The organism is Ruegeria sp. F5, assembly GCF_056533845.1.
The window spans coordinates 1-24,619 of record NZ_JBQFOU010000025.1 but is presented as its reverse complement, the minus strand read 5'-3'; the positions used below and the strand labels follow the sequence as shown (position 1 = coordinate 24,619).

The window sequence follows — 24,619 nt, the reverse complement described above, 5'->3', positions numbered from 1 at the left end:
CCACAGTCAAATTTTCCGTAGAATCTGGGCCTGAGAAATGGCGCCACCCCGCGTAACAGCAAGCGATGTGGCCAAGGCCGCCGGGGTTAGCCAACCAACCGTGAGCCGTGTTTTCACGAAGACGACGTCCGTTGACCCACAAAAAGCAGCGAGAGTTCGGGCGGTCGCAAAAGAGCTAGGATATATTCCCAACCTCGTGGCCCGATCACTTAACTCCGGTCAGACATTCAGGATTGGCGTCGTTCTGGCCTATTTAAAGAACGGCTTCTTCGCCGAGACCTTGCAGCGCCTCTCCAAAGCGCTGAACGCTCAAGGTTATTCGGTCACGGTCTATTTCGCGGGCAACAGCGCCGAAGAGATAGATGATATCGTGGACGGCCTCTTGGCGGATCAGGTGGACGGCATCGTTTTTGCCTCGATCAGCTTGTCCAACATGCTGGTCCAGCGGGTGCGCAAGTCGGGCATTCCTTGCGTTCTGTTCAATCGCGGTCAGATCGATCCTGACGCCTCGATGGTCGTTGCGTCCAACTACGACGGAGCGAAGCGAGCGACCGAATTCCTGATTCAGAATGGACACAAACGCATTGCACATATCGCTGGCTGGCGTGGCGCATTGAATGGCATCGACCGCAGGGAAGGCTTTTTGGCCGCAATGCAGGACGCCAGGATAGAGCCCGTTGCCTGCATCGACTGCCATTTCCGGCGCGAAGTCGCGATGGACGAAACCCGCAAACTCTTTAGATCCAATACGCCGCCCGACGCGCTTTTCGTTGCCAACGATCACATGGCCTTTGGCGTGCTGGAAGTTCTCCGCCAAGAACTCGGATTGCGGGTACCTGAAGATGTCTCCGTCATTGGCTACGACGACGCTCCCATGGCCAGCTGGAAAACGTTCGATTTGACGACGGTGCGTCAACCCTTGTCCCAAATGATCGAGGCTACCTGTAGGCTGCTGATTGCGGAAATCAAGGACCGAGAACGAATGCCTGAGAATGTCGTTATTCCCGGCGAACTGATCGTCCGCGGAAGTGCCCGCATCCCCGATACGGCGCTCCAACACGCAGCTACAAAAAAATCAAGGAGGCTGAAATGACTCCGCAAGAAATGGAAAGTCGCATTGTGCGCTATGGAGATCTGGTACTGTGCAAACCCCAGTAGCCAATTCACCGCTTCCCGCACTTAAGTGCTATACGGAACCCAAACATGGGTCCAAGTGGCCGCAGCCGAAAAGTGGGAGAGACATGCCAAGCGTCAACCTTCTAATGCGCCGGGCCGAGGCGCGGCTGCGTGTCGGTCACTTCCGCGAAGCCGCCGATCTTTATCGCGAAGTTCTGTCCCGGAACCTCCCCGCCCAGGACACCGCCCGGGTTCACACCGCACTGGGGAACGTCTCCAAGATACTGGGTGAGCTGCAAGTCGCGGCAGAGTGCTACGAACAGGCGCTCACACTGTGTCCCGATGACGTCACAGTGCGCTACAACCTCGCCGTGACGCTGCAGGCGATGAAGAAAACCGACGCCGCCGAAGCGCAGTATCACTCGGTGCTCAAGCGGAACCCGGATCACGTCAAGGCGTGGAACAATCTGGGCAATCTCCGGCAGGAGCAGCATCAGTGGTCCGCGGCACTCGAATGTTTCGACGCCGCGCTGAACCGGCAGCCGGAGTATTACGACGCCCTCGTCAACAAGGGCAACGCGCTGCGCCGTACTGGGGATTATGAGGCCGCGATCGAGTGCCTGCGGCAGGCGCTTAATCAGGCGCCTCACTCCGCCGAAACCTGTTTTGGCCTGGCCCTCACCCTGCAGGATGCCGAACAGCCCGAACTTGCCAGCGAATATTTCCTGCGCGCCCAAGCCCTGGCCCCTGACAACGACCGGTTCCTTGTCCAAGCCCTGCATCACCTGGCGGACCTATGCGACTGGACCGAAATGGAGCGGCTGAATGCTCGGCTTGAGACGCTGGGAACTACAGATCAACCCGTGCCCCCCTTCGCCACTTTGGCGCTTGAGGATCACCCCGCCCGGCAAAAACAGCGATCCACAATTCATGTACAGCACAGCATCGGCCACCTCGCGCCGGCCCTGCCCGAACGTGGTGGAGGCAAGGACAGAAAACTGCGCATCGGCTATGTATCCGCGGATTTCCGCGATCACGCCGTCGCGCATCTGCTGACCGGCACGCTGGCCGCCCATGACAAATCCCGCTTCACGCTCTTTGCCTATGCGCTCACAGGCGCCGGCGACGCGATGCGGGACAAGGTCAGCGCTCATTGCGACCGGTTCCGCGACATCAGCGGCCTCTCCGATGCGCAGGCCGCCGCACTGGCGCGCGAGGACGGGCTTGATATTGCCATCGACCTGATGGGCTACACCCGACACAACCGGGCCGCGCTGTTTTCCCGCCGGCTGGCCCCAACGCAGATCGCCTGGCTCGGCTATCCGGGCACCACCGGAGCATCTTACATCGACTACGTGATCGCCGATGGCACGGTATTGCCGCCCGACCGGCATTACGGTTTTTCCGAGGCTGTCATTTCCCTGCCCCACAGCTATTTTCCCAGCGACCGCAACCGTCCGATCTCGGAAGACCCCCAAACCCGGGCCGAGCACAACTTGCCGGAAAACGCCTTTGTCTTCTGCTGCTTCAACAACAGCTACAAGATCTGCCCACGCGTCTTCGCGATATGGATGCGGCTGCTCTCCCGAACACCCGGCAGCGTGTTGTGGCTACTCCGGACCAGCGAACTAGCCGAACGCAACCTGCGTAACACCGCCCGGGCGCACGGGGTGGACGACGCGCGGCTGGTGTTCGCCGACAGGATGCCCAACCCGCAACACCTTGCCCGGCACCGTCTGGCGGATCTGTTCCTCGACACCTTTGCCTACAATGCGCATACAACTGCGGTCGATGCGCTCTGGGCCGGGTTGCCGGTTCTGACCCGGATCGGAGACCAGTTCTCCGCCCGCGTTGCCGCCAGCGTATTGACAGCGGCGGACCTGCCCGAGATGATCACCACCAGCGACGCCGGTTACGAAAGCCTCGCCTTGGCGCTCGCCACTGATCCCGAGAGACTGGGGGCAATCCGCAACCGGCTCGCTTCCAATCGACTGACCTGCCCGCTATTCTACACGACGGCCCACACGCGGTATCTCGAAGACGCATACACTCAGGCGCAAGCACGCCGTGCGGCAGACCTGCCCGCAGAATCTTTTCAAGTCTCTGCCACTTCGACCGAAGGCAACGCATCAGATTAGAACCGCCTCACGTTGACGGAGACTGAAATACAGGCTGATCACTCACACAACTGACGAACGCCACTTAAAATCCGTTTTGCCAATTAAATCAAAGATGCAGTGTTTTGGAGCCGTGGGCAGTGTCCGTCGTCAGGGATTTTGGGACGGATGGCGGCCTGAGCACAGTCGCCGGGACACAGAGCCAATTTACTGTCACCGAAAGCTAAGAAGTTCGCGCTATACTAGGCGGCGGGCCGTACATGGGTGATGGTGCTAGCCGCGCCGTTCCGCCGACTTCAAAGCGAATGATTTGATATGCTCGAAATCACCGCCTGCGGCCTGCGCCAACTCAGTTGCCTTGTAGTATGCAAACAGCATGTCTTTGGCGGTATTCGACAGGTGTAACGCCCGTGGGCGCAATTCCTGCGGCTTATCCTCATCCACCGGTTTAGGGTGGATCAAAATCGCGTTCAGCCGTCCTGACATTGCTACACTTGCTGCATCTGCTACTTGAGCGGCGGGCCGGTTCAATCGTCCGCCAATATGGCTGACTGGTTCGGTTATCAGGAACCGCGCCAAGAACCCCTGACCAGATGCAATCGGATCTGATAGCAAGGGCCTTGCAGCGACCGGTTGCACCATCAGGTGCATCGCTAGCCTGCGACCATACAGCGTCACGGCACCGTCACCAGCACGAACCCGGTCGGGCGGTTCGCCGTCCCAGAGCTTCGAAAGCCCTGCAACGGTTTTCATGCGGTTGTCCGAATTCATGGCATGACCGCCCAGAAACCCGCCGCCTTCGTCAGAGAACAGGCCAAGGCTCGGCTGGCCGACAAGGTAGAGCTTCACCAGTCCTTCTATCGTCGGCTCAGCACGCCTATATCCAGGAGGCAGAGCAGCTCCGCTCCTTGGGCAAGACCCGGGCGATCGAGGTGGCGCTGGATCTAATGCACAACGCCAAGTCAGAAACGATCCGGGCTCGGATGGCAGAGTTTCTGGGCAGCAGGTGGTTGAGGTCGTTCCTCAGCAAGTTGAACAAAACGAACTTGACACTTAGGCCACACAGCCGCCTTTCGCTGCGGTTGCAGCACCAGTCGTCGTTGACGGCAGCTATGCGGAGATACTGTTGAAAAACTCCGAATTTGCAAAACTTAAATCAAAAATTGCGCGTACAGAGCCGCTAAGTTTTTTCAGCTTAGGGGTCGGATCAAAATAAACACCGGCTGCCTTAGGACGCGTCAACGACTGTCAGAAATGTCGGAGGCGGACTTTTCGGTCGAACGCCAATTCGCGGAAAAAAAACAAACTTCCCGGCTTTTCGAGTTTTTCAACAAAATCCGGACTTTGCCGCCATTGGCCCACTTTCACCGGAGGACCGCACACAGCCCAACCTCGTCAAGCATCGGCAGCGTCGACAGATCGATATCGTGTGCAGTCAGCGTCGGCCCGATCGCCGACAAGTCGTGCTGCGACAGCCAGTCTTCGAGGTCGGTCATCGGAACGTTCGCCGGGTCACAGCGCCATCAGGTTGGTCAAAACTCAAATCGAGCAGCGCCAATCGCAAAGCGGGCTCGCAGCTATCGGCCGTAGGCGTTGTAGGAACCAGTGCCGAGCAGCGATCGCGCTGCGGAGTGAAAAGAAGATACAAGACCCCAGACTACATGTGGAAGAAGCTCAGCTTGTTGCCGTCAAGATCGCGGAAGTAGCCTGCGTAAAACTCCAGCGCTCCTCTCTTTCGAGGGCCTGGTTCGCCTTCGTCGACGGCCCCGAGGTCGATCGCGCGCTCATATAGATTGTCGACCGCATCCTGACTCCCGGCGCCAAGGCCGATCATCGAGCCGTTCCCAACGGTGGCGGCCTCATTGTTCCAAGGCTCCGCCACGGCGAAAAATGGCGTGCCGTCCGCGCCTACGTAAAGAACGATGCCGGGCAACTCCGCCGCTCGCTTACCGCCGATCTCGCCGAGCAGAGCATCATAGAACGCCAAGGCTCGCTCCAGATCGTTGGTCCCGATTGTCGTGTACGCGATCATCTTCGCCTCCCTAGTTTCCGTGAAGACCAATAATCAGCCCGCTCACCTACACCGTAGTACCATAATCAGGCACCTAGCCAAAGCGCGATCGCCGGTCCTGGATTGCGGCCCAGGCGTGTTGTGAAGCCCGCAGTCGCTGTCGTGGCCAGCTCGATCGGTCTCGTCTTCAGCGATGCAGCGCAAATAAATACGCCGCCCTCGGTCGGTCTTGCTGGATGAACCGGGTCCGGCAAGCTAACGACACATTTGATCACGAACTGGTAGACGATGTCGTGACTTGCGGTTGAGGCGAAGCGGACGTTCGTGCAACCGGCTGACTCTGTAACGATGGGCTCAACTTAGACCTTTGCGGCAACTCAGCCAGACGTCGCCTGTAGTGATGCAGCGGGTCTACAACCGACCAAATGCCGGAGCACGGGAAAGGGCGACTTGCGCCGCCCTAACCTTTTGTTACTCGGTTACACCATCGTCGTCGCTCCGCTTCGGGAAGGCCACCATTTCGACACTGGGGAACATGCTGTGTTTGACGGTGATCGACTTGATTTCGCCAGAAACGTCGTCGGTGTTTGCGAAGAGAACCCCGCATCGGTCCCAGTAGTTCGTGCCATCTTTTTCGCCGGTTTTGACATTCAGTTTCAGAGTTTGAGTTGCCATTGTTAGATCCTCGCTTCTGAGTGTTTCGATGAACATGGGTTTTGCGGGCACTAAGGGGATGTCAGCGGCTATTTTGTTTCGCGATGCAGAGCTGGGCTTGTCCGGCTGCGGAAAATAGTCGTTGAAGCTGCTGATCTGTTGCCAGATCAGCAGTGCCATTCCCGACTGCTCGCATATGTTCATCTTGAAGAAACACGGGGAGCGTGGATCTTCATTGGCAACGGGTTGAAGACTGTCAGTCCGGGTTAGTGGCACGAACTATTGGGGCCGATGCGAGCGAAAGGCTTGAACACCGGTCGACTTCTGATGACGGCGAAACCAAGTCGATCCATCACACGCGCATTGCTCAGATCCGCGAGCTGGTGGCCTTCCTGAAACGGATTGACTTGCAGGAGATTGGTAAAGTGCGTAGGGGCGCAAGTCGCCCTTTCCTGCCAGCGGAGGCGGAGAGCCGTTTGTGCCCTGGCGCCAGGGTTCGGCGATGCACCGGACGCAATAGCGGCCGTCACAGCGAAGCGACCAATCGGGTCGGCACATGGGGCAACGGCCCCGGGTGTCAAGCGGCACCAGAGGAGCATCGACGCCGGCGCAATGGCAAAGGAATGGCCCGACGATGCGGGCCACCAGTCAAACCGTAGTAAAATCTGGAGGTATTGAAGTCAGGCTAACGCTTGCGGGCCCGATCCAAAACGCCGTCATGCGTGATCGCCGCAATCCGGTCGTCGGTACGTCGGGACATTTCGATCCCGTCGCCGGTCATCATGGCCTCCGCGTGCGGCGTCCATTTGAAAATGCTGCCATCCGCTTCAACATGGGTTTCATCCTCGGCGGACCGGCGCTTGATCGACCCGTCATGCCGGATTTCGATCATCGTGTTATCGGCCATACGGACGGTCACCGAATGATCGTCCATCGCAACACCCTGCCACCATTTGTCGGCATCACGACGCACAACGATCCGGCTGGGATGCAGTTTGATTTGCACATCCTGGGTGACTTCAACATCAGCGGCTTTGACGACAACAATGGCTTCCTGCTCGGCGATATCATCATGCAGTGACGCGCTGCCGTTCTTCGGAGGCCAAAGTTTCGGGTCGGAGCGTTCATTACCACTCTGGTCCTTGTGAAACGCGATATACATCTGCGCAGATTTCCACACGCGGCGGATTGCGTTCTCCGCGGCGGTTGGCGTGGTGACATTAGTCATGATTGCCAGTCCTCATAGATCAGATTTTCAACCCGGCGAAACTCTTTGACGTTATTGGTGATGAGCGTCAGGGAGCGCGAAACCGCCTGCCCCGCGATCAACAAATCATAGGCCCCTATCGGCGTGCCTTTCTTGTTCAGATCAGCGCGGATCAGGACAGCGGCTTTCGCATCCTCTACCGACAGGTCCAGCACCTCAAACCGGAGCGCATCGACGCGCGCAACATTCTCAGCAACTCTCGCGCTTTTGTATGCGCCCCAATAGAGTTCATACATGACGACAGAGGGAACACCGAAATCACGAGGCACATGCTCGGACAAACGGTCAATCAAATCGCGATTGCCAGCGATGATCCCAATGACGGCGTTGGTGTCGAGGAGGAATTTCACTTGAACACATCCAGTTCCGGGCGGTCTTGCGGTGCCACATCTTCCTCGGCAGCCCGCGCAGCATCCTCATCAAGCGGACCCAGCCTGTGCAGCTCGTTCAACCACTCCCAATCGTTTTCGATGGGTTCAAGAATGACCTTTGAGCCTTCGGCCCTGATCCGCACTTCATCGGTCTTGAAGCGGAATTCTTTCGGCAACCGAACCGCCTGAGACCGACCGGTCATGAACACTTTTGCAACCGCTGTATCTGGCATTGTCACCTCCATTTGATATCTATCATTAATATATATCGCCTTGCCACTCCATTCAAGCTATGGGTGAGTGAATGTCCGCCTCTATTGGCTGTTTTCCGCGTTCGCTTTCAACCTGTTATCGCCTGCAAGAACGTCATCGGAGTGGCAGGGCGCTAACGCGCCCCACCTGCGGTTTTCAGACCATGCCCTCGGGCACCCATGTGGCGATCCGCTTCTCAACCGCTTTGTTAAGCTGCATCGCCTCACGGGTCTCCGGGTCATTGAACAGCGCATCCAGCTTCTTGCGCTTTTCGCCCACCTTGAGGCTTTCGAAATTGTTGACCTGATGGTTGCCTGCCTTCAAACCCAGCACGGTTTTCCAGATGTCGTTAAGGTAAGGCCCGGCAATGCGGCTACGGATCAATTGAAGAAACTTAATCAAGCTGCGCTGCCTAACTGGGCGGCCCGAACCGGACCTTGAGCTATGTATTCAAATGCTGCAATTGCAGCCTGCATTGCTGCCATTCGCTACGGGCGCAACCAAAGTTGCCGCCTACTCCGCAGCATACTTTCAACTCATGGATCGATGCGGAGCGCCGTAACAGGGAAGATTATCAGCAACGCGTTTGGCAAGCGTAACCCTCGCAAGACTATTCAACGCCACGTTCTTTCAGAATATCAAAAGAAAAGACGGGTTCGCGGACCATCAAGAAATCCTCGAGATCGGGGGGAGTGATCTTATTGCCAGGATACATCACTGTTCGGTAGATCGTCCCGGTGCAGAACCATCACCGCATTTGCTCTGCTTGACGGCAAATGGTCGACCGCATCCCAATCCCAAAGAACCAAGTTGATGTCATCAGGCGTGGCCCCTGATGCGAAACTGTTCACCAGGACACCGGCATAGCCATTGCCTTTCAGCCTTTCGGCTACATCATGGGTTGAAGGGATTAGTCCCTGGTGCATCTCGGATTCCCAGTTGTCATTGGCAATATCCTCCCAAGAGATGCCCAATGCCTGTCTTGTATCCCGGCTGGTAAGATCGACGATATGTTGGCAATCTACTGCGAGAAAATAGAAGGTATATGGCTCTTGATTCAGGCTGAAGCGGACTTCGCGCGCGGCTGTTTCATGGGAAAGCGACGTATAGAGGGCGGGTACCCCGATCGGGTTGAACCGCCCGCCCCGTCGTGCAGCGCCCTCCCCTGATGTTGGCAAATATGACCAACGCGGTTTGGCAGCACGGATGACCGTGCGCCGTAACCGTATGGCATGTTTCAAGCGTAACCGCCTTCAAGACGCCGCAGGATATGAGACTTCAACGCCGCGTTTTCTCCGTCCTTGACGATTTCCTCGGGCGTCCGCCCGCCAAACCCCACAATGGGTTCAGACCGATACCAGGCATAAGCCATGAGCGAGCTTCCAACTGCCGGCGCAACAGCGTTCAGAATCTCGACCAGGTGACGCAACGATGTCTGAACTGAAACGGATGCTATTCGCTTCCGCCGAGACAAAGACTCCGGAGCAATGCCCAAGGTCTCACCAATCTCACGCTTGGTGGTTTTCAGGTGCCGGGCGAGACGATCCGGTGAGATCATCCGGTCTTCTACAAGATCACGTAATTCCATATCGATCACTCCTGATGCCATAATATAGTGGCAATTTTCTTGACAATCAAGGAAGCCAGATCCCATGCTTCGCGTTTCGTAGTGAAACGTTGGCCAGCCAGCCGCTCAATCGTACATAGAATCCGCGTTCAGTACACAACTCCCCTACCCTCGCTTTCTCAATCATTCGCCGGAGACAAACCGCTACACAGGTTTCCGGTGTTGCCCTCAAGCAAATGGCCGCCATCCGCGGCACCGCGCTAAGAATTCTTACGATCCTCCCATTCATCCCGCCTGGTTTTCTGAGGTATCAACAGAGTCCTGAGTTCCATTTCTCCGCGGTCAATCTTGTTCATAATCGACATCAGATATGCTCTATGGCTTCGTACTATTTCAACGCGTTGCAAAACATAACCTAAGACCATGAAGCGTACCGCTGGGGCATGTGATGATTTCATTGCATACCAAGCCTCTCCAAGCTTCATGTGGTTCGCTAATTGGTCCATTAGTTGATCACAATGCGCTTGATTTCGGGCGAACCGCAATTCTGAGCACAACCGAGGAAATGCGTGTTCCATTTGATCCTGGGTCACTTTCTTCCAATACTGATCTTCCTTTTTACTATTAGGATTCAGTGAGTGTTCTTTATGCCCCTCAATTTCGCCGTCGCCATCCCTCAAATTGGTGGGCTCGCAGGTTTCTGATGAGCGGTTTTCCACAGAGACACACTCATTTAACTCGTCCAGCAGGTTCTGAAGAACATCCTGTTGCAGTCGACGGCGTAGGATAAGTCGCGCCCGGACAAGTAGCTCCTGTACACCATCTGAGATGGCGTCTTGAAGCCGGGCCATCGCCACTGTGCACTCATAGGGAAAACGGGGAATGTCAGCTTCGACGCTTTGAACAGCCGCTCGTACGCGATGGGGCGAAATAGCGTTTCGTGCCCCTGAGTGACCGATGCTGCGCGTCAAACGAATGTCCGGACTACGAGATTTCTTAGTTTCCTAGGGCTTTGTGGCAATCTGGCTCACGTAAGACATAAAGCCGAAGAAGGTCTTTTCGGACACCCGACGTCTTGCTTCTGTCTTTAGTGCCTCCGCTGTTTCCGGGAACAGTAAACACTCTTCGACCATGCGATCCGCGCCTCGGTCAATAACAGTCAGGAAATATGTCGCCTCTCCTTCGGCGACGTATCCATGCCCTCTGCGCGCTCCAAGTTGAAAACCAGTCTTGGCAAGCATGCCGGACATTTGTCGCATAATCCAAAGATTGGTGACGTTTTGATTAATCATGAAACGGATGAGCTGATCGAGCGGGTCAAAATCTGCAATCTGCGCCGTCGCGGTGTCGTAGTCGCCGTCACAGACTGCCAACACACCGCCCGGCTTCAGGATGCGGAATGCTTCCTGAACTGCGTCTTCGGGGTCAGGCACATGGCAGAGCAAGGTGTGCATCAAAACAAGGTCGAATGATGCGTCTTCAAAACCTGTGTTCTTGGCGTCGCCGATATCGAAATTGAGACGCGTATCATCGCCGAAGCTCTTTTTGGCCCGTTCCACCATAATCGGCGAGGGTTCGAGCCCATGCGCGGTTGATGCGCCAGCAAGGTCCAACAGGTCTTTAGTTACATGGCCGGTGCCGGACCCCAATTCCAACGCACTTGCATTGCTCGGGAGCTCTAAATCATTCAGATAGGCTCTGCGGATTGCTACCTGTGCAGGCTCAAGACAGCGGGCTTCCATCGCTGCTGCAATCCGTTCCTGAATCTCAGGATCTTGCGCTCCTAGATTAGAATATGGATCAGACATAGCTTCGCTCCTCGAAACACATCATGCGGCAGTACGCTAACCGTACTCCGCCTCGAAATCAAAAAAAGCAGACATTTGGGCAAGTCGGTCAACCAGCGGCTATGTCCGCTGAGCCGCTGTTGAACACGTCAGGCAAGCTTACGAACCTTACCGGAAACGTCGAATGACCGGTTCGAGCCCAACCTGTGCCTCCGCACTGTCTATGAGAGGCTTTGAAATGCCTTGAAGACAATCTGCCAGCGTCCTCGGTCCTTCAACAATGTAAGCGTGTCGCAAAACTTTCGTTGTCCCCATTGGTCGTGGACAACTGCGACCGCTGTCGCACCGGAAACATGCAACGACCTGATTTCCCAGTCCGGAACCGGGCCCGTAGGGTCGGGAGCAGCTTCTACACAGAATTCAGCGAACTTCTCTGCGCTATCCCATTGAAGTTCGCCATCAATCAGCCCCGACGACACAAATCGCGGATGAAAGGCCCCCGTTAGCAGTGCCTTATCGCCTCGATTGAAGCCGGTCACATACATTTCAATCACGGCCCGGATGGCTTCTTCCTCATTGCCCATTTTTGCATCTCGCGGATTTTTAGGAGTGATGCGGTCAATCGGTCGTAGCACTTGATGGCTACCAAGCTACTGTATCGCATCCCACCGCCGTTACCAATGACCGCTTCGTCCCGCATCTCAGAGGGTGCAAAGCTCATAGTGAAGGTCCGCTTCGGGCTGCTTCTATCCAATCGAGTTGAACACCAACAACGGTCAAACTAAATGAGCAGGCGTCCACCTGAAAAGGCTTTTCTCATATTCGGTAATTGAATTCGAAAGCCACTTCTGAAACACCTTTGCCGCTGGGCGAATTGCTCCAGGCAGCGTGACAAGGTGATAGCCGATCTGCGGGATTGGATCATCGAAAATCGCCACGAGATCTCCAGACTTCAATTCGTCAGAGATGAATGCCGGAACCGTTGCCCCGATACCATCACCTTGGCGGATTCCATCAAGCAGCATGTTGCCCGGCAAGCGAACAACTCTCCTATCTGCACCAGGTGGCACTCCAACCTTTTCCAACCACAGGTCAAATTCGACCGAAGCCTGTTCCTGAAGAAGAGTAAAGTCGAGCAACTCAATTGGGTCTTTGAGTACCCGTTCTCCAATCAATTCTTTTGCAGCAACCACTGTCAGACAGCCAGGTAGCAACATTTGCGACACCAGCCCCGACCAGCGCCCGGTGCCGTATCGAATGGCTATGTCAATGCCCCCTGGCTTGAGGTCGACAGCCTGGATTGTTGAGTCGATCCGAAGCTCGATATCCGGGAACTCCTGAACAAACGCCGATAGGCGCGGCATGAGGATTGCGCTTGAAAACATCGGTGTAGCACTGACCAACAGCGGGCGAACCGCCTCTGCATTTGATATGCTCTCAGTCAGGGACGCCATTGAGGCGAATGCTTCATGCAGACCCGCCGCTAAGAATTCTCCCTTTGCGGTCAGAGCGATACCGTGTCGCGTCCGAGTAACAAGCTGGGTTCCTAGATGCTGCTCCAGCCCTCGGATTTGTTGGCTGACGGCGGAATGGGTCACATTCAGTGCCGCTGCCGCGCGGGTCAAGTTTCTAAACTCTGCGGCGGCGGCAAAGGCTCTGAGAGACGTCAGCGAGGGTAACGCGTGCCAATCCATAAGTGAGAAAATCTAACAATACAGAAAAATTTACAACTACGCGATTTCTCGATTCTCACGCATGTTGACTGAAACACCAATGACCAGAACAGGAGGAAATCATGGCAACGCTTGCGGTACTGGGATTGGGCAACATGGGTTCGGCGCTGGCGCATTGCCTGCTCCAATCAGGTTACAGCGTCTGCGTCTGGAATCGGAAACCTGAAAAGACAAAATCGTTTGCAAAGGTAGGTGCAGTTATTTGCGCATTGCCAGAAGATGCTGTTGCAGCGTCTGATTTCGTCGTCGTCTGTATCAAAAGCCACAAGGAAACCGTCGATTTGGTCCGTGGGCTAAGTGTGTCTTTGGAAGGAAAAACAATTTGCGACATGAGCACCGGCGATACGTCCGATGCTGATTCACTGGTCTCATTTCTCATCGAAAAAAAGGCCGACTACATGCTGGGCATGATCAATGCATACCCTTCCGGCATTGGTAGCAGCGACACCACCATCCTTACCGTGGGCAGTGCCGGAACTTGGGATCGCTTCGGCGAAGTCATAAGGTGTCTTGGGGGAAAATCCGCTCAGATCGGTGAGAAACCCGCAGCTCTTGCAGCACTTTTTGCCGGTCTCTTCACTGTCCGGCAGGGGTTCATGTTTGGGATGATATACGGCGCACTGGTTTGCCAGAAAGCAGGTGTTCCGATGCAGGTCTATGCCGATCAACTCCCTGCCACGATCAAATTGGTAAATGACTACTATGATCTCTTTGCCCGAACTGTTCCGTCCGAGGACTATGACGGCGCTGAAGCCTCGTTGAAAGTTTACGCATTGGCCCAGGAGGACGCTCTAAAGACGTGCGTTTCTCTGAATGCACCGGCTGACTTTATCCGAATTATGCATGACCGCACAAAAGCCGCGTGGGAGGATGGAAATGGAGACAAACAATTAACCTCTTTGGTCCAGCACATGACGGAAGCCTTTTGATATCGAAGGCTTACTGTCAAAATGGCCATTCGACTTGACAAACAATCGGCTGCAAAGTTGCGTACATGGGATTGCGAAGTTTCGTCGCCAATGTCCGGTTTGGGCTGCCTGCGGTCCTTTGGAGAAAAAATCGGATGGCCGCAAAGTCCCGCGAAGCGGCATTTGCAGAGTCTTGTTTTGAATGTCCAGGGTAGGGTGGGAAGCTGCCATTGCTGCACGATAGTGAACAGCGAGTTTGTTGCGCTTCTCAAATATTGAAAAACTTGGATCTAAATGCCCGCCGCGGATCGACAGCAGTCCTCATCCAGGTGACAAAACCGGTATGGTACGCAAATCCGCTCTCTGGAGGTTAGGCTCTATTTCTACATTTTTGAATCCAGCGCGGTGTATATGATAATGTAATTCTTCACCACCAGTGCAGTGCTTCGGCGAGCGTGTTGCTCAGCCGAAGCTTAGTCTTTGTCAGATCAGGTCAGGTCTTCGACACGCGCGTCTGGCGCATTTCGTTTTACGGACTCAATTCCATTATCCCGAGCGGATGCACTGGTGTAGCTCTCGCTGGTGCCGATCACCTGACCGTTGCTGGCTTTGAGGTTAAACATATACCCGCCTGACTTCGTCTCCTTGCGCTCGTACCGGTCGTCATTTGGCGCATTTGTCTTCACGGACCCGATACCGTTCTCGGCACTTGCTTTCTGTACATAACCTTCGCTGGCTAAGATAATCTCGCCATTACCGGCTTTGAGCCGGAACCGGAACTCTCCCGCCTTGTCTTCATAAATTTCGAATTTTCCAGCCATGTGACCTACCTCTTTATTGTTGAACCAAAATTCGACACGACGTTGCTATGTTCGCCGGTTCGTCACAAGGCAAAAATACAAAAATCCAAATCATCTAGTTGGTGAGTTGGGATACGGAGTCCATAGTTTCAAACTAGTTGCTTAGAAAAGACGCGCAAAGGGCTCTGCGTTTTCGTTAGTCCGATTTTGTCCAGCGCAGTTATGACCGCATCGGGTACAGATCACTTTTTCGCATCTTCGCTGCAAAAGAAATCGTACAGGACCTTAACAATCGCCAGCACTCGTTCATCCGCAATCCTGTAATAGATGCTTTTCCCGTCGCGCCTTGACTTAACCAAGCCAGACAAGCGCAGACGTGTAAGCTGCCCCGGCTCGCGAGAGACGATGCAGGGGCCGTTGTGTCAGGGAGATCATGCTGGGGTGTTCTGAGTAGAAGCCGGCACGCTGGCAGGAATCTAGAGACTGGTCACGAGCCGAAAGGCTCGGGATTTGCTACGGAAACAGATTGCAACCCTAAGTCACTCTCCGACCGGGACGTAGCCTCGTCGGCGCTTTTGCTGTTCGAGGTTATGGAGTGCATCAGCAGCCTGGGCTTCGTTGTCATATGTCACCATCATGGCCTGCCCGTTTGTACCAATGCGTCCCCAGGTACGAAGAACGGAAACTTCGCCAAACAGCGTCGGCTGCAACTCTATGCCATAGAACCGCGCCATGTTGACGTCTGGATCCACATGGATCAGGTGGACAGGTGTGGTGTCTGTCAGTTCCATGACGCGACTGTCGGCAAACTCAGCCCGTCTGTCCAATGACATTGCGAAATCAATTCCCGTGAAAGGATTCTGATCCTGAATGGAAAATGACATCGAATGCATCCGCTAATACTATAGCTGATCAATATGTAGGTAATAGGATCAGCCATGTTTCGTTTTCTACTTTTTGCCTTCGTGACGGGTCTAGCCGCCAGCGCAAGCGCGGCGCAGACACCGCCTTCGGTTGATGAGGTCGCGCAATACGACGGTCTCTTCGCAGCCGCTCACACCGGCAACGAAGAAAGGATCCGGCAACTCGTTGCGACAGGGGCAAACGTCAACGCGCGGGACTCGCGGGGTCGCACACCAGCCCATGTGGCCGCCTTTGCTTCAGAGGACGAGGCATTGAGTACACTGGCTGAGGCTGGCGCCGATATGAATGCGTTAGAAGGTCAGGCTTACGACGTGGTCACGATCGCGGCCGTTGCAAACGATCCAGAACTGATGACGCTCGCAATCGAGTTGGGCAACGATCCCGGCCTAACGACCAGCCCTTATGAAGGAACGGCTCTGATCGCGGCCGCGCACCTTGGTCATGTTGAGATTGTCAGACGGCTGATCGCTGCTGGCGCGCCTCTGGACCATGTGAACAATCTGCACTGGACAGCAGTTATCGAAGCCGTTGTGCTTGGTGACGGCGGGCCGGATCATATTGCAGTTCTGGATGCACTGTTGGCAGCGGGTGCTGACCGATCGCTTGCCGATCGAAACGGAACTACGCCAATCGAACACGCTGAACTACGCGGATTTGCTGAGATGGCAGAACGGCTAAGAAAAGAGGATTGAGACCAGTCCAGCAGGCTGAAGCGGAGCGTTCCACCTCACACGTGCCGATGGCAGCTTGTATGAGACCAACCTCAAATCAAGTTCCTCTCGTAGCGGAGCGGGGACAGAGTTGAACACATCTCACAGGTAACGGCACAATGGACAAGATCAGAAAAAGTGAACAGGACTGCTACAGCACGCTCGCTTTCCCGAGGCGCGGCTTTCTCGCTGCATCAGGCATTGGCGCACTGACAATTGGATTGAGTGGCTCCGCTGTAGGCCAAACTTCTACAAGGGCGGACGACGCAATACCTCAACCAAGTGATCCCAAGGATGCCACATTCATGGAACGCGCTTTCGAAATGCGTCAGTATGCGATTGATCATGGAGATCAGGGGTATGGCGCAGTTGTGGTGCGCGACAACGTTATTATTGGCCAATCATGGAGCAGGGTCATCTTGGATCAAGACCCCACGGCCCACGCTGAAATGGCCGCGATCAGGGACGCGGCGCGTCGACTCAGTGACCGGGATTTGAGCGGAGCGATCATGTACTCATCTTCCCGACCATGTCCCATGTGTGAAGCTGCGGCATACTGGGCTGGAGTCCGCCTCATGTTCTACGGCCGGAAAATCACGAGCGCAGGTTCCCCGAAGCTTTGCAGTTAGAATGGTTTTCAACCATCATCGAAGTTTCCTGTAGCGTTCGCTTTCCACGGTTGGAAGTCTCGACCCATTCTCGCCTTTGGTCGTTCAACGGCCTGCTGCCGTTCGCGGCGTGCGTGAGATTGAGGTTTCGCTGAACCCACAGTCTGCGCAACATTGCAACTATCTACCGTAAATAGACATGTATCGGCTTTGAGGTCAGCTCGCCTGCTCGCGGTCAAATTGCATGCGGAATTTTCTGACTTCATCCATCTGTTCATGCGACCAGAAGACAAGTGGCTTCAGCATCTCGAGTAAGCTTCGGCCTAAAGGCGTCAATTCATAGGAAACAGCCACTGGTGGCCCGGGATCGACAGTGCGGGTCAAGTAACCGTCACGCTGCAATCCACGCAGGTTCTCGGTTAGCACACTTTGCGTGACGTCTCCGATGCAGCGTTTTAAGTCGCCAAAGCGTTTCGGCTCATCTTCCAGAGCTAGGATAATAATCATCCGCCATTTGCCGGTCACATTGGATAGCACGGAGCGGATTGAGCAGTTGGAAGCTTCTGCTTTGTTGGCAACACCAATAGGTAGCATATCAGTCTCTGGTATTATTTCGAAACTGAGGGACACCATAGCCCTGCATCAGGTTTTGCACAACACCCCGATCTATATAGCAGTAGCGTTGAGCATACCAAGTTAGTTTAAGGTACGTAATTGCAATGTGGTATGGTTTTGCTACCACGTATCGAGAGGATACGAATCAGAGGATAAAGCCATGTCTCCTAAAGAACTTGTAATCGCACTCTTTACCGCTGCCTTTGCCGATCACGATCCGGAAGCCGTGCGGCAACTCGTGACCTCGGATTACATCCAGCATAACCCACAAATCCCGACCGGAGCCGACGGGTTGGTTGGCCTGATACCTTTGGTCGAGCAATCCGGAATGATTGGCACAACCCATCGCGTCATCGCAGAAGGCGATATGGTGGTTCTGCACAGCACCTTTGAAAATGCTGATGCGTTTGGCGCACCGACCCTTGCCGCATTCGATATATTCCGGGTCGAGGACGGCAAAGTTGCAGAGCATTGGGACAATTTGCAGCCAGTTCCTGAAACGACGGTGTCTGGTCGGGGGATGACGGATGGCGCGACAGAGATCACCGATTTGGACAAAACAGAAGAGAACAAGGCGTTGGTTCTTGGGTTTGTTCGCGACGTCTTGGGTGGAGCCGCACCAGAGAAAGCCCCCGAGTATTCTGAGGTCTATATGCAGCACAATCCAATGCTTGCCGATGGGATTGATGGTCTGATGGATGGCACCAAGGCCTGGGCTGAACAAGGCAACGTCATAACTAAATTTGAGCCACAGATCGTTGTGGCAGAAGGCAACTTTGTCTTTGTCGCTTCAGATGCCACTGTCAGCGAGAAACCTTGGGCTTTCTTCGACCTGTGGCGCGTTGAGGACGGAAAGATCGTCGAGCATTGGGATGTCGTTTCGCCCACCCCTGCAGAGATGGCGCATGGGAACGGTAAGTTCTAAAAACCATAGGGGGATGGCGGGTCGGAGTTGGCTGACCCGCCCACCAAAAAAACCGGCCTTCGATTGGGCAGTCGCAGCAAGTACTCTCGACTCAAACCTGCCGTTCATCTTGCAAAGCCGCACCTGCAGTGCGGCCGGCGAAGCTGCCGTTAACAACGATGTTGGATTGCGCTATTTTTAGAACCATGCTCGATTTGGATGAAGCCAAGTCAGTAGAAGTGAACGGTGCCGTTCTTGCGACCTTCGAAAAGGGTGAAGGCGAGCCACTGGTTTTTGTGCATGGCAGCGCCTCGGACGTGCGCACTTGGTCCCAACAGCTTGGCGTTTTCTCGGAAAACTATCGCACGATTGCCTACAGTCGACGCTATCATGTGCCGAACGCTCCGATATCAACCGATGCCAGAGACCCTATCCAGGTGCATGTAGAAGACCTGGCGAGTTTGATAAAAGTAATGGATGCAGGACCGGCACACGTCGTAGGGCATTCGTGGGGCGGCCTTGTTTCACTCTTAGCGGCCCAGCAGGTGCCGGAGATGTTCCGCAGCCTCGTCCTCATAGAGCCGCCTACTGTCTCAATGTACGTGAGTATTCCACCAAAGCCGGTCCAGTTGATCGGCCTTTTGTTCTCGGCGCCCCGACTTGCGCTCGCCATCATTAGGTTTGGCGTAGGCACCGTTGGCCCTTCTGAAAAGGCGTTTCGATCCGGCGACGATGAATTGGCAATTGAAACGTTTGGCCGAGGGGTTTTGGGTGACAGATATTTCGAGGCACTGTCGGAGGAACGCTACGCTCAAGTTTGGGATAACCGAGGTCCTGACAAAGCCCTCTCACTGTATCATGGCTTCCCTGATCTGATCGGAACATCGTTTTCGGACATCCATATTCCGGTTCTTCTCGTAGGCGGGGGTGATAGTCCGCACTTGTTCAGGCTGCTAATCGATGGACTTAGCGAGCGGCTGCCTGATGCGCATGTCGAAATCATCAAAAACGGGTCACACATGATCCACGAGGACGCACCAGATACCCTAAATACGCGGATCAAAGAGTTCCTTGCCAACGGCGGCTGAGGGCTCACAGCCAACCTGAGATGCAGTGCCAAATCTAAACCGCTTCAGCTATCGCCTCAGCATCGATGTAATCGTTCTTCTGGCCCTTGATGAAAGGCTTCACATAGATCGCGGGAATGATTCTTGGCTCAATGCCCATCTTACGCAGCGTCCGGCTTACGAAAACCCAAAGTCCATCCCAGAAATCGACAAATGAGACGACGGGCTCATTTGAAATGCCCATCTGGCGCGAATTGTATCGCTAGGTTGATCGATAGTCGCAAGTTGGTAATCTGATTTTTAATTTCAGTTTTTTGTGACAAAACAAACTATTCCATGGGAGGATTGATTGATGATCTATCGTTTTTTAACTGCTGGAGCGATTGCGGTTTTGGGTGTGTTGCCAGCGGCCGCGCAGGATGCTCCGGAGATGAAGGAACCTTTGGGTTATCCAGGGTTCAACGGGAAGATTGAGCTGGACGTCCGGGACTCCGAGTCAGATTGGACACCCTTCACTCCCAAAGCCGCACCAGAGAGTGCCCCGAACATTCTTTTTGTTCTTTACGATGACACGGGACTTGGTGCTTGGTCACCTTATGGTGGCAAGATCAACATGCCCACGATGGATGATCTCGCGGCTCAAGGTCTGACCTTTACCCAATGGCACACGACTGCACTGTGTTCGCCAACACGCTCAACCCTGCTGACAGGACGCAACCATCACCTGAACGGGATGGCGGCAATTACAGAAACGGCCGACGGGTTTCCAGGGGCAAGCGGCAGGCTGCCCCCGCAGGTGACAACAATTGCTGAAGTTTTGCAGGCCAACGGGTATAGTACGTTCTGGATCGGTAAGAACCACAACGTGCCCGAGCAGGATGTTGCCTCGGGGGCCAGCCGCACGGAATGGCCACTGAACCAGGGGTTTGACCGTTTCTATGGTTTTCTGGGGGGCGAGACCAATCAATGGTATCCGGACCTGGTTGAAGACAATCGTTTCATCGAACAGCCCTATGGTCCCGAAGATGGCTACCACCTGTCCAAGGATCTGGCAGATCAGGCAATAACGATGCTGCGCGATCAGAAGGCCACGAACCCCTCCAAGCCCTGGTACATGTGGTTCAACCCCGGCGCCAATCACGCACCACATCAGGCTTCGACGGAATGGGCGGATAGGTACAAGGGCGTGTTCGACGAGGGTTACGACGTCTATCGTGAAGAGATCACGCAAGCGATGATAGACAAAGGGATCGTTCCGGAAGGCACGGTGAATACCGAACTGAATTTCATGCCCGAAGACGTCGCCAACCCTGACGATGCCGTGCGGCCCTGGGACTCTCTGAATGACGATGAGAAGAAATTGTTCGCGCGGATGGCCGAAGTTTATGCCGGTTTCTCTGAATACACAGACAGCCAGGTCGGGCGGATCATCGACTATCTGAAGGAAACCGGTCAGTACGAAAACACGCTGATCATCTATGCCGCCGACAATGGGGCCTCGGGTGAAGGCTCGCCCAATGGATCAGTGAACGAGAACAAGTTCTTCAACGGTTTCCCGGATGAGCTGGAAGAGAACATGAAGTATCTCGACACCTTGGGCAGTCCGGACACCTACAACCACTATCCGACCGGATGGGCCGCAGCATTCTCAGCGCCATTCAAGATGTTCAAGCGGTATTCGAACTATGCCGGTGGCACCAACGACCCGCTGGTCATCTCATGGCCAAACGGCATCAAGAACGGTGGTGAGATCCGGCATCAGTATCACCATTCGGTCGATATTGTACCTACGATCCTCGAAGTTACCGGGCTGGAAATGCCGAAGTCGAAAAATGGTGTGGATCAGTATCCCCTGTCCGGTGTGTCGATGGCCTATACGTTTGACGCCAAGCCGGACGATCCCACCCAGAAGGAGGTGCAATACTACACCATGCTGGGCACCCGTGGCATCTGGAAGGATGGCTGGAAAGCGGTTGCCGTTCACGCTCCGCTAACAGGAACCAGCAACTTCGACAAAGATGTGTGGGAGCTTTATCACGTGGATGTCGACCGGTCAGAATCCAACAATTTGGCCGAACAGGAACCTGAAAAACTACAGGAACTCATTCAGGTCTGGTTCGACGAGGCTGCGAAGAACAACGTCCTGCCGCTGGATGACCGCAGCGCGGTTGAAATCCTTGGGATCGACCGCCCCACCGCCGAGCCGCCACGTGACACCTACGTCTATTATCCAAACACAACATGTGTGCCGGAAGGCGTCGCCGTGAATATCCGTGGGCGCGATTACAAAATCCTTGCCAACGTCGAGATCGAAGATGCCGACGCAGGCGGCGTGATCTTTGCCCACGGTTCGCGTTTTGGGGGTCATGCATTGGTCGTGAAGGACAATAAGCTGTACTACACGTACAACTTCCTTGGTATTCAACCTGAGCAGATCTTTGAGTCCGATGTGGAGCTAGAGCCCGGCGCTTATACTCTTGGCATGGAGTTTGACGCGACCGGCACTGGCGACAACGGTGAGGTCTTGGGCTCGATGAAGCTTTACATCGACGATCAGGAGGTCGCCTCAGGTGATATGCGCGCCCAGTCGGGCAAGTTCACACTGTCAGGCGATGGGTTGTGCATCGGGTACGACAGCGGCGACGCAGTTAGCAAGCTCTACACCACACCCGGAGAGTTCGAGGGCGGGATCATTCAGAAGGTTGCTGTTTCGGTGTCTGGTGACAGCTACGAAAGCATGGAAGCGGCTGCAAAGCGCATGCTTAAGCGACAGTAGATATTGATCTCATAAGGTCCCAAAGCGCTGTAGAGCTATTCACTTCGCTTTTTGCCTGGATAGCAGACGTTTCAACGCTGAGCGGAACAAGAAAGTAAGGGCTCGGTGCGGACATTCAAGAGTTCACACTGAGGAGGCAATGTCCGGAATCGGAACGAAGTGAGCTGTCGCTGCATTGGCGCGAATAATCGCAATGGCCTCGCTGGAAAACTTGGTTTCGTTGAGCCAGATCAAGAAACCGATCGTCTGGTTTGACTAGTAGTGAGTCATGTCAGCAGCAATGAACAAAACCGATTTGCTTGCCCAGTTCGATAAGGATTTAGCCAAGCTAAGCAAAACGCTCGATGGCGTCGACGAAACAAATGCATCTTTGTCGGCCCCTGATGACGACACCACGATCAAGGGTGTAATCGCGCACCGCATCCATTGGATGGGGATGTTCCACGAGTGGTACGAAGACGGCGTTGCGGAGCGCGAGGTGCATGTGCCAGCTAAGGGCTACAAATGGAACCAGCTCAAGGAATACAATGCTCCGCTGTATGCGAGAGGCAACGAAACTCCTTGGGTGGAACTGCTCTCGGAATTCGGGGCCGCTTGCGACAAACTGCGTCACTTTGTTGAGACTCAAGATGACGCCTTGCTATACACCAGTTGCGTGTTTCCATGGACCGGCAAATGGACCCTTGGTCGGTTTGCCGAGGCGTCCGGTCCATCACATTTCCGATCCGCCAATACTTACATCCGAAAGGCGCTGCGTAGCGCTTGCTGAGGCTAATTCTCCTCGCCGCACTTTTGACCTTCAAGATTATGAAATACCCGTGCGGCGGGACAGAGGTACACACGGAAGACGCACCATGACACTGACTATTCGCAAAGCGAGGCCGGACGATGCGCCCCTACTTGTACGCGTCGTGGATATGGCAAGTGACGGAGTAGTGCCTACGCTCTGGGATGAGATGGCCCCTCCGGACATGGACGGCATCGACGTCGGGCGCGCAATTGTTGCCGCAAAAGCTGGTGAATTCAGCTATCGAAACGGGTTCATTGCCGAATTTGATGGTGCTGCATTGGGCGGACTGATCGGTTACGTTCTCCCGACCACGCCGCAACCGGTAGGGCCTGACGTTCCCGAGGAATTTGTCTGCGTCGAGGAACTCGCGGAGCTCGCGCCGGGTCATTGGTACATCAATTTTATGGCCGCCTTGCCCAACGGGCGAAGGCAAGGCATCGGCGCTGCCTTACTGAACAAGGCTGAGGAGCAGGCACGTGAAGGCTCTTGCCCAGGGCTCGCGCTTATCGTTGCCGCCACAAACACAAACGCTTTAGGCCTCTATCGGCGGGCAGGGTACACCGAGCGCGCCCGGCGACCGTTCGACCTGTCTAGATTTGGCGAAGAGCCAACTGAAGCTTTGCTGATGGTAAAGGAACTCGATTAGCCATCTGAGCGCCACTGAGTGTGAGTTTCGGCCTTTGCCTGTCCTGACAAAGCGCTTTTTCGCGCTGAGCAAAAACAAACATCTTGATTGAAAGACCGCTCGCCGGCAGCATGAGGCGGCAAGTTCCCAAAAAGAAGATAAAAGTCGGAAAACCTTGATAGCAAAGGCTGAAGTACTGTTCCGGTCACCAACACATGATACGTGCCTCACCTGAACTGCTATCCATTTCAAGACGTTGGTTTGAGATACTCAGAACCAAGCTAAACACAGACGAACTGAGTGGTTTTCTTTCGAGCGCTAGAGAATTGCGGTTCATCCGAACCGGAGACGACGAGTTTTGGAGCGGTCTAGCCGCTCGCAAAGGAGTCAGTAAGCTCTTTGCAGAAATCCCAGCGCCGACAGTCTTTGAGGAACTTGAAGCCGAAGCTTTCGAAAACGGAGAAACAGGCTGGTCATCCTTTCTTCATAGGATTCAGTTTGCCGGCTTCGATGAGCCGGTCATCTATCGTACAGTCTTGGTATTTGTCCTGGAAGCTGCGTCGTGGAAAATAGTCAACCGACACGCCTCGGTGCCGACGCCCAATACCGAAGTTGTTGGCAAGGAACAGCTCGCGATCCCGCGGCTCCTGGATGCAACAAGAGAAGATGGACCAGAACTAATTCAAACTGAAGGATTGGCGTCAGTCCTTTTTACTGACGTTGAAGGCAGTACAGCATTGGCAGAAACCTTAGGTGATCAGCGATGGTCTCAAATAAGCATTCCGCCGGAACACAACCCTCCAAGACATGATTTATGATAGTTCGTTGACACCGATCAAAGCGCTGGAAACCAGGATCTGCTAGTGCCCTCGCAAGCATAGGGACAGGAGATGAAAGCATGGGAATGGCGACGGCCAATAGCGTCAAACTAGACGCAAACAGTTCGGTGGCATCAGACAAAGCGAAGCTGGTTGTGAATGGGATACAGTCTACGCCGAGCCCTGAAAAGGTCCGCCA

28 protein-coding genes and 1 pseudogene are annotated in these 24,619 nt (G+C 54.7%); 11 read left to right on the top strand and 18 right to left on the bottom strand.

The genetic code is table 11. From position 1 onward, the window contains the following. Positions 1 to 67: 67 nt before the first annotated feature. Together ACR0K1_RS23075 and ACR0K1_RS23070 are read left to right on the top strand one after the other, a co-directional pair. Positions 68 to 1,093 (top strand): LacI family DNA-binding transcriptional regulator, encoded by a 1,026-nt coding sequence (locus ACR0K1_RS23075; protein ID WP_480851991.1) that lies wholly within the window; start codon positions 68 to 70, stop codon positions 1,091 to 1,093. 169 nt (positions 1,094 to 1,262) lie between these two features. Then, positions 1,263 to 3,254: an O-linked N-acetylglucosamine transferase, SPINDLY family protein gene (locus ACR0K1_RS23070; protein ID WP_480851990.1), complete on the top strand. Its 1,992-nt coding sequence runs from the start codon at positions 1,263 to 1,265 to the stop codon at positions 3,252 to 3,254. A gap of 252 nt (positions 3,255 to 3,506) precedes the next feature. Here ACR0K1_RS23070 and ACR0K1_RS23065 read toward each other — a convergent pair whose 3' ends face one another. The 14 genes from ACR0K1_RS23065 to ACR0K1_RS23000 form a co-directional block, all read right to left on the bottom strand. Next, complete coding sequence (locus tag ACR0K1_RS23065) at positions 3,507 to 4,094, bottom strand: DUF3987 domain-containing protein (RefSeq protein ID WP_480852012.1); 588 nt, start codon at positions 4,092 to 4,094, stop codon at positions 3,507 to 3,509. A 503-nt stretch (positions 4,095 to 4,597) separates the two neighbouring features. Further along, on the bottom strand, positions 4,598 to 4,729 hold the full coding sequence (locus ACR0K1_RS23060; protein ID WP_480616968.1) for a hypothetical protein: 132 nt from the start codon (positions 4,727 to 4,729) through the stop codon (positions 4,598 to 4,600). 161 nt (positions 4,730 to 4,890) lie between these two features. Next, entirely contained in the window at positions 4,891 to 5,265 is a 375-nt protein-coding gene (locus ACR0K1_RS23055; protein WP_480616969.1) for a VOC family protein, read from the bottom strand. A gap of 450 nt (positions 5,266 to 5,715) precedes the next feature. Then, positions 5,716 to 6,078 (bottom strand): hypothetical protein, encoded by a 363-nt coding sequence (locus ACR0K1_RS23050; RefSeq protein WP_480616970.1) that lies wholly within the window; start codon positions 6,076 to 6,078, stop codon positions 5,716 to 5,718. Positions 6,079 to 6,583: 505 nt separating this feature from the next. Further along, positions 6,584 to 7,126 carry a hypothetical protein gene (locus tag ACR0K1_RS23045; RefSeq protein WP_480851989.1) on the bottom strand — a complete coding sequence of 181 codons (543 nt, stop codon included), beginning with the start codon at positions 7,124 to 7,126 and terminating at the stop codon, positions 6,584 to 6,586. Then, positions 7,123 to 7,515, bottom strand: coding sequence for a PIN domain-containing protein (locus tag ACR0K1_RS23040; RefSeq protein ID WP_480851988.1), 393 nt, complete (start codon positions 7,513 to 7,515; stop codon positions 7,123 to 7,125). Before ACR0K1_RS23040 ends, ACR0K1_RS23045 begins: the two co-directional genes overlap by 4 nt. Next, positions 7,512 to 7,769 (bottom strand): antitoxin, encoded by a 258-nt coding sequence (locus ACR0K1_RS23035; protein ID WP_480851987.1) that lies wholly within the window; start codon positions 7,767 to 7,769, stop codon positions 7,512 to 7,514. Before ACR0K1_RS23035 ends, ACR0K1_RS23040 begins: the two co-directional genes overlap by 4 nt. A 175-nt stretch (positions 7,770 to 7,944) precedes the next feature. Further along, positions 7,945 to 8,190 (bottom strand): hypothetical protein, encoded by a 246-nt coding sequence (locus ACR0K1_RS23030; protein WP_480616974.1) that lies wholly within the window; start codon positions 8,188 to 8,190, stop codon positions 7,945 to 7,947. A gap of 296 nt (positions 8,191 to 8,486) precedes the next feature. Then, complete coding sequence (locus tag ACR0K1_RS23025) at positions 8,487 to 9,029, bottom strand: RES family NAD+ phosphorylase (RefSeq protein WP_480851986.1); 543 nt, start codon at positions 9,027 to 9,029, stop codon at positions 8,487 to 8,489. Further along, positions 9,026 to 9,442 carry a hypothetical protein gene (locus ACR0K1_RS23020; protein ID WP_480851985.1) on the bottom strand — a complete coding sequence of 139 codons (417 nt, stop codon included), beginning with the start codon at positions 9,440 to 9,442 and terminating at the stop codon, positions 9,026 to 9,028. The genes ACR0K1_RS23025 and ACR0K1_RS23020 overlap by 4 nt, the downstream gene beginning before the upstream one ends. A 173-nt stretch (positions 9,443 to 9,615) precedes the next feature. Next, positions 9,616 to 10,326, bottom strand: a complete 711-nt coding sequence (locus ACR0K1_RS23015) for a hypothetical protein (protein ID WP_480851984.1) — start codon at positions 10,324 to 10,326, stop codon at positions 9,616 to 9,618. Positions 10,327 to 10,359: 33 nt separating this feature from the next. After that, complete coding sequence (locus tag ACR0K1_RS23010; protein WP_480851983.1) at positions 10,360 to 11,163, bottom strand: class I SAM-dependent methyltransferase; 804 nt, start codon at positions 11,161 to 11,163, stop codon at positions 10,360 to 10,362. 200 nt (positions 11,164 to 11,363) lie between these two features. Beyond that, the gene (locus tag ACR0K1_RS23005) at positions 11,364 to 11,726 is read right to left on the bottom strand and encodes a nuclear transport factor 2 family protein (RefSeq protein ID WP_480616979.1); all 363 of its coding nucleotides are present in this window, start codon (positions 11,724 to 11,726) and stop codon (positions 11,364 to 11,366) included. Between the two features lie 192 nt (positions 11,727 to 11,918). Then, the gene (locus tag ACR0K1_RS23000) at positions 11,919 to 12,836 is read right to left on the bottom strand and encodes a LysR family transcriptional regulator (RefSeq protein ID WP_480616980.1); all 918 of its coding nucleotides are present in this window, start codon (positions 12,834 to 12,836) and stop codon (positions 11,919 to 11,921) included. Between the two features lie 101 nt (positions 12,837 to 12,937). Here ACR0K1_RS23000 and ACR0K1_RS22995 point away from each other — a divergent pair, with 101 nt between their 5' ends. Next, a complete protein-coding gene (locus ACR0K1_RS22995; RefSeq protein ID WP_480851982.1) occupies positions 12,938 to 13,804 on the top strand; it encodes an NAD(P)-binding domain-containing protein in 867 nt (288 codons plus the stop codon). A gap of 467 nt (positions 13,805 to 14,271) precedes the next feature. Here ACR0K1_RS22995 and ACR0K1_RS22990 read toward each other — a convergent pair whose 3' ends face one another. Together ACR0K1_RS22990 and ACR0K1_RS22985 are read right to left on the bottom strand one after the other, a co-directional pair. Beyond that, positions 14,272 to 14,604: a YegP family protein gene (locus ACR0K1_RS22990; protein WP_480851981.1), complete on the bottom strand. Its 333-nt coding sequence runs from the start codon at positions 14,602 to 14,604 to the stop codon at positions 14,272 to 14,274. Between the two features lie 518 nt (positions 14,605 to 15,122). Next, positions 15,123 to 15,467 (bottom strand): WGR domain-containing protein, encoded by a 345-nt coding sequence (locus tag ACR0K1_RS22985; protein ID WP_480851980.1) that lies wholly within the window; start codon positions 15,465 to 15,467, stop codon positions 15,123 to 15,125. 54 nt (positions 15,468 to 15,521) lie between these two features. On the opposite strand from ACR0K1_RS22985, the gene ACR0K1_RS22980 reads away from it, so the two are divergent. Further along, the gene (locus ACR0K1_RS22980; protein ID WP_480851979.1) at positions 15,522 to 16,199 is read left to right on the top strand and encodes an ankyrin repeat domain-containing protein; all 678 of its coding nucleotides are present in this window, start codon (positions 15,522 to 15,524) and stop codon (positions 16,197 to 16,199) included. Between the two features lie 137 nt (positions 16,200 to 16,336). Further along, positions 16,337 to 16,846: a nucleoside deaminase gene (locus tag ACR0K1_RS22975; protein WP_480851978.1), complete on the top strand. Its 510-nt coding sequence runs from the start codon at positions 16,337 to 16,339 to the stop codon at positions 16,844 to 16,846. Between the two features lie 195 nt (positions 16,847 to 17,041). Here ACR0K1_RS22975 and ACR0K1_RS22970 read toward each other — a convergent pair whose 3' ends face one another. Further along, a complete protein-coding gene (locus ACR0K1_RS22970; protein ID WP_480616986.1) occupies positions 17,042 to 17,419 on the bottom strand; it encodes a winged helix-turn-helix transcriptional regulator in 378 nt (125 codons plus the stop codon). Between the two features lie 127 nt (positions 17,420 to 17,546). On the opposite strand from ACR0K1_RS22970, the gene ACR0K1_RS22965 reads away from it, so the two are divergent. Then, positions 17,547 to 18,365: a nuclear transport factor 2 family protein gene (locus ACR0K1_RS22965; RefSeq protein ID WP_480616987.1), complete on the top strand. Its 819-nt coding sequence runs from the start codon at positions 17,547 to 17,549 to the stop codon at positions 18,363 to 18,365. Between the two features lie 185 nt (positions 18,366 to 18,550). Continuing rightward, on the top strand, positions 18,551 to 19,432 hold the full coding sequence (locus ACR0K1_RS22960; RefSeq protein WP_480851977.1) for an alpha/beta fold hydrolase: 882 nt from the start codon (positions 18,551 to 18,553) through the stop codon (positions 19,430 to 19,432). A 40-nt stretch (positions 19,433 to 19,472) separates the two neighbouring features. On the opposite strand, the pseudogene ACR0K1_RS22955 reads toward ACR0K1_RS22960, so the two are convergent. Next, positions 19,473 to 19,574 (bottom strand): annotated as a pseudogene (locus ACR0K1_RS22955) (IS110 family transposase); the annotation flags it as partial. A gap of 189 nt (positions 19,575 to 19,763) precedes the next feature. Here ACR0K1_RS22955 and ACR0K1_RS22950 point away from each other — a divergent pair. The 4 genes from ACR0K1_RS22950 (at position 19,764) to ACR0K1_RS22935 (ending at position 24,420) form a co-directional block, all read left to right on the top strand. Continuing rightward, positions 19,764 to 22,187: an arylsulfatase gene (locus ACR0K1_RS22950; protein WP_480851976.1), complete on the top strand. Its 2,424-nt coding sequence runs from the start codon at positions 19,764 to 19,766 to the stop codon at positions 22,185 to 22,187. A gap of 280 nt (positions 22,188 to 22,467) precedes the next feature. After that, a complete protein-coding gene (locus tag ACR0K1_RS22945) occupies positions 22,468 to 22,956 on the top strand; it encodes a ClbS/DfsB family four-helix bundle protein (protein WP_480851975.1) in 489 nt (162 codons plus the stop codon). A gap of 202 nt (positions 22,957 to 23,158) precedes the next feature. Continuing rightward, the gene (locus ACR0K1_RS22940) at positions 23,159 to 23,623 is read left to right on the top strand and encodes a GNAT family N-acetyltransferase (RefSeq protein WP_480851974.1); all 465 of its coding nucleotides are present in this window, start codon (positions 23,159 to 23,161) and stop codon (positions 23,621 to 23,623) included. A gap of 194 nt (positions 23,624 to 23,817) precedes the next feature. Beyond that, positions 23,818 to 24,420 carry a nuclear transport factor 2 family protein gene (locus tag ACR0K1_RS22935; RefSeq protein WP_480851973.1) on the top strand — a complete coding sequence of 201 codons (603 nt, stop codon included), beginning with the start codon at positions 23,818 to 23,820 and terminating at the stop codon, positions 24,418 to 24,420. Positions 24,421 to 24,619 lie beyond the last annotated feature (199 nt).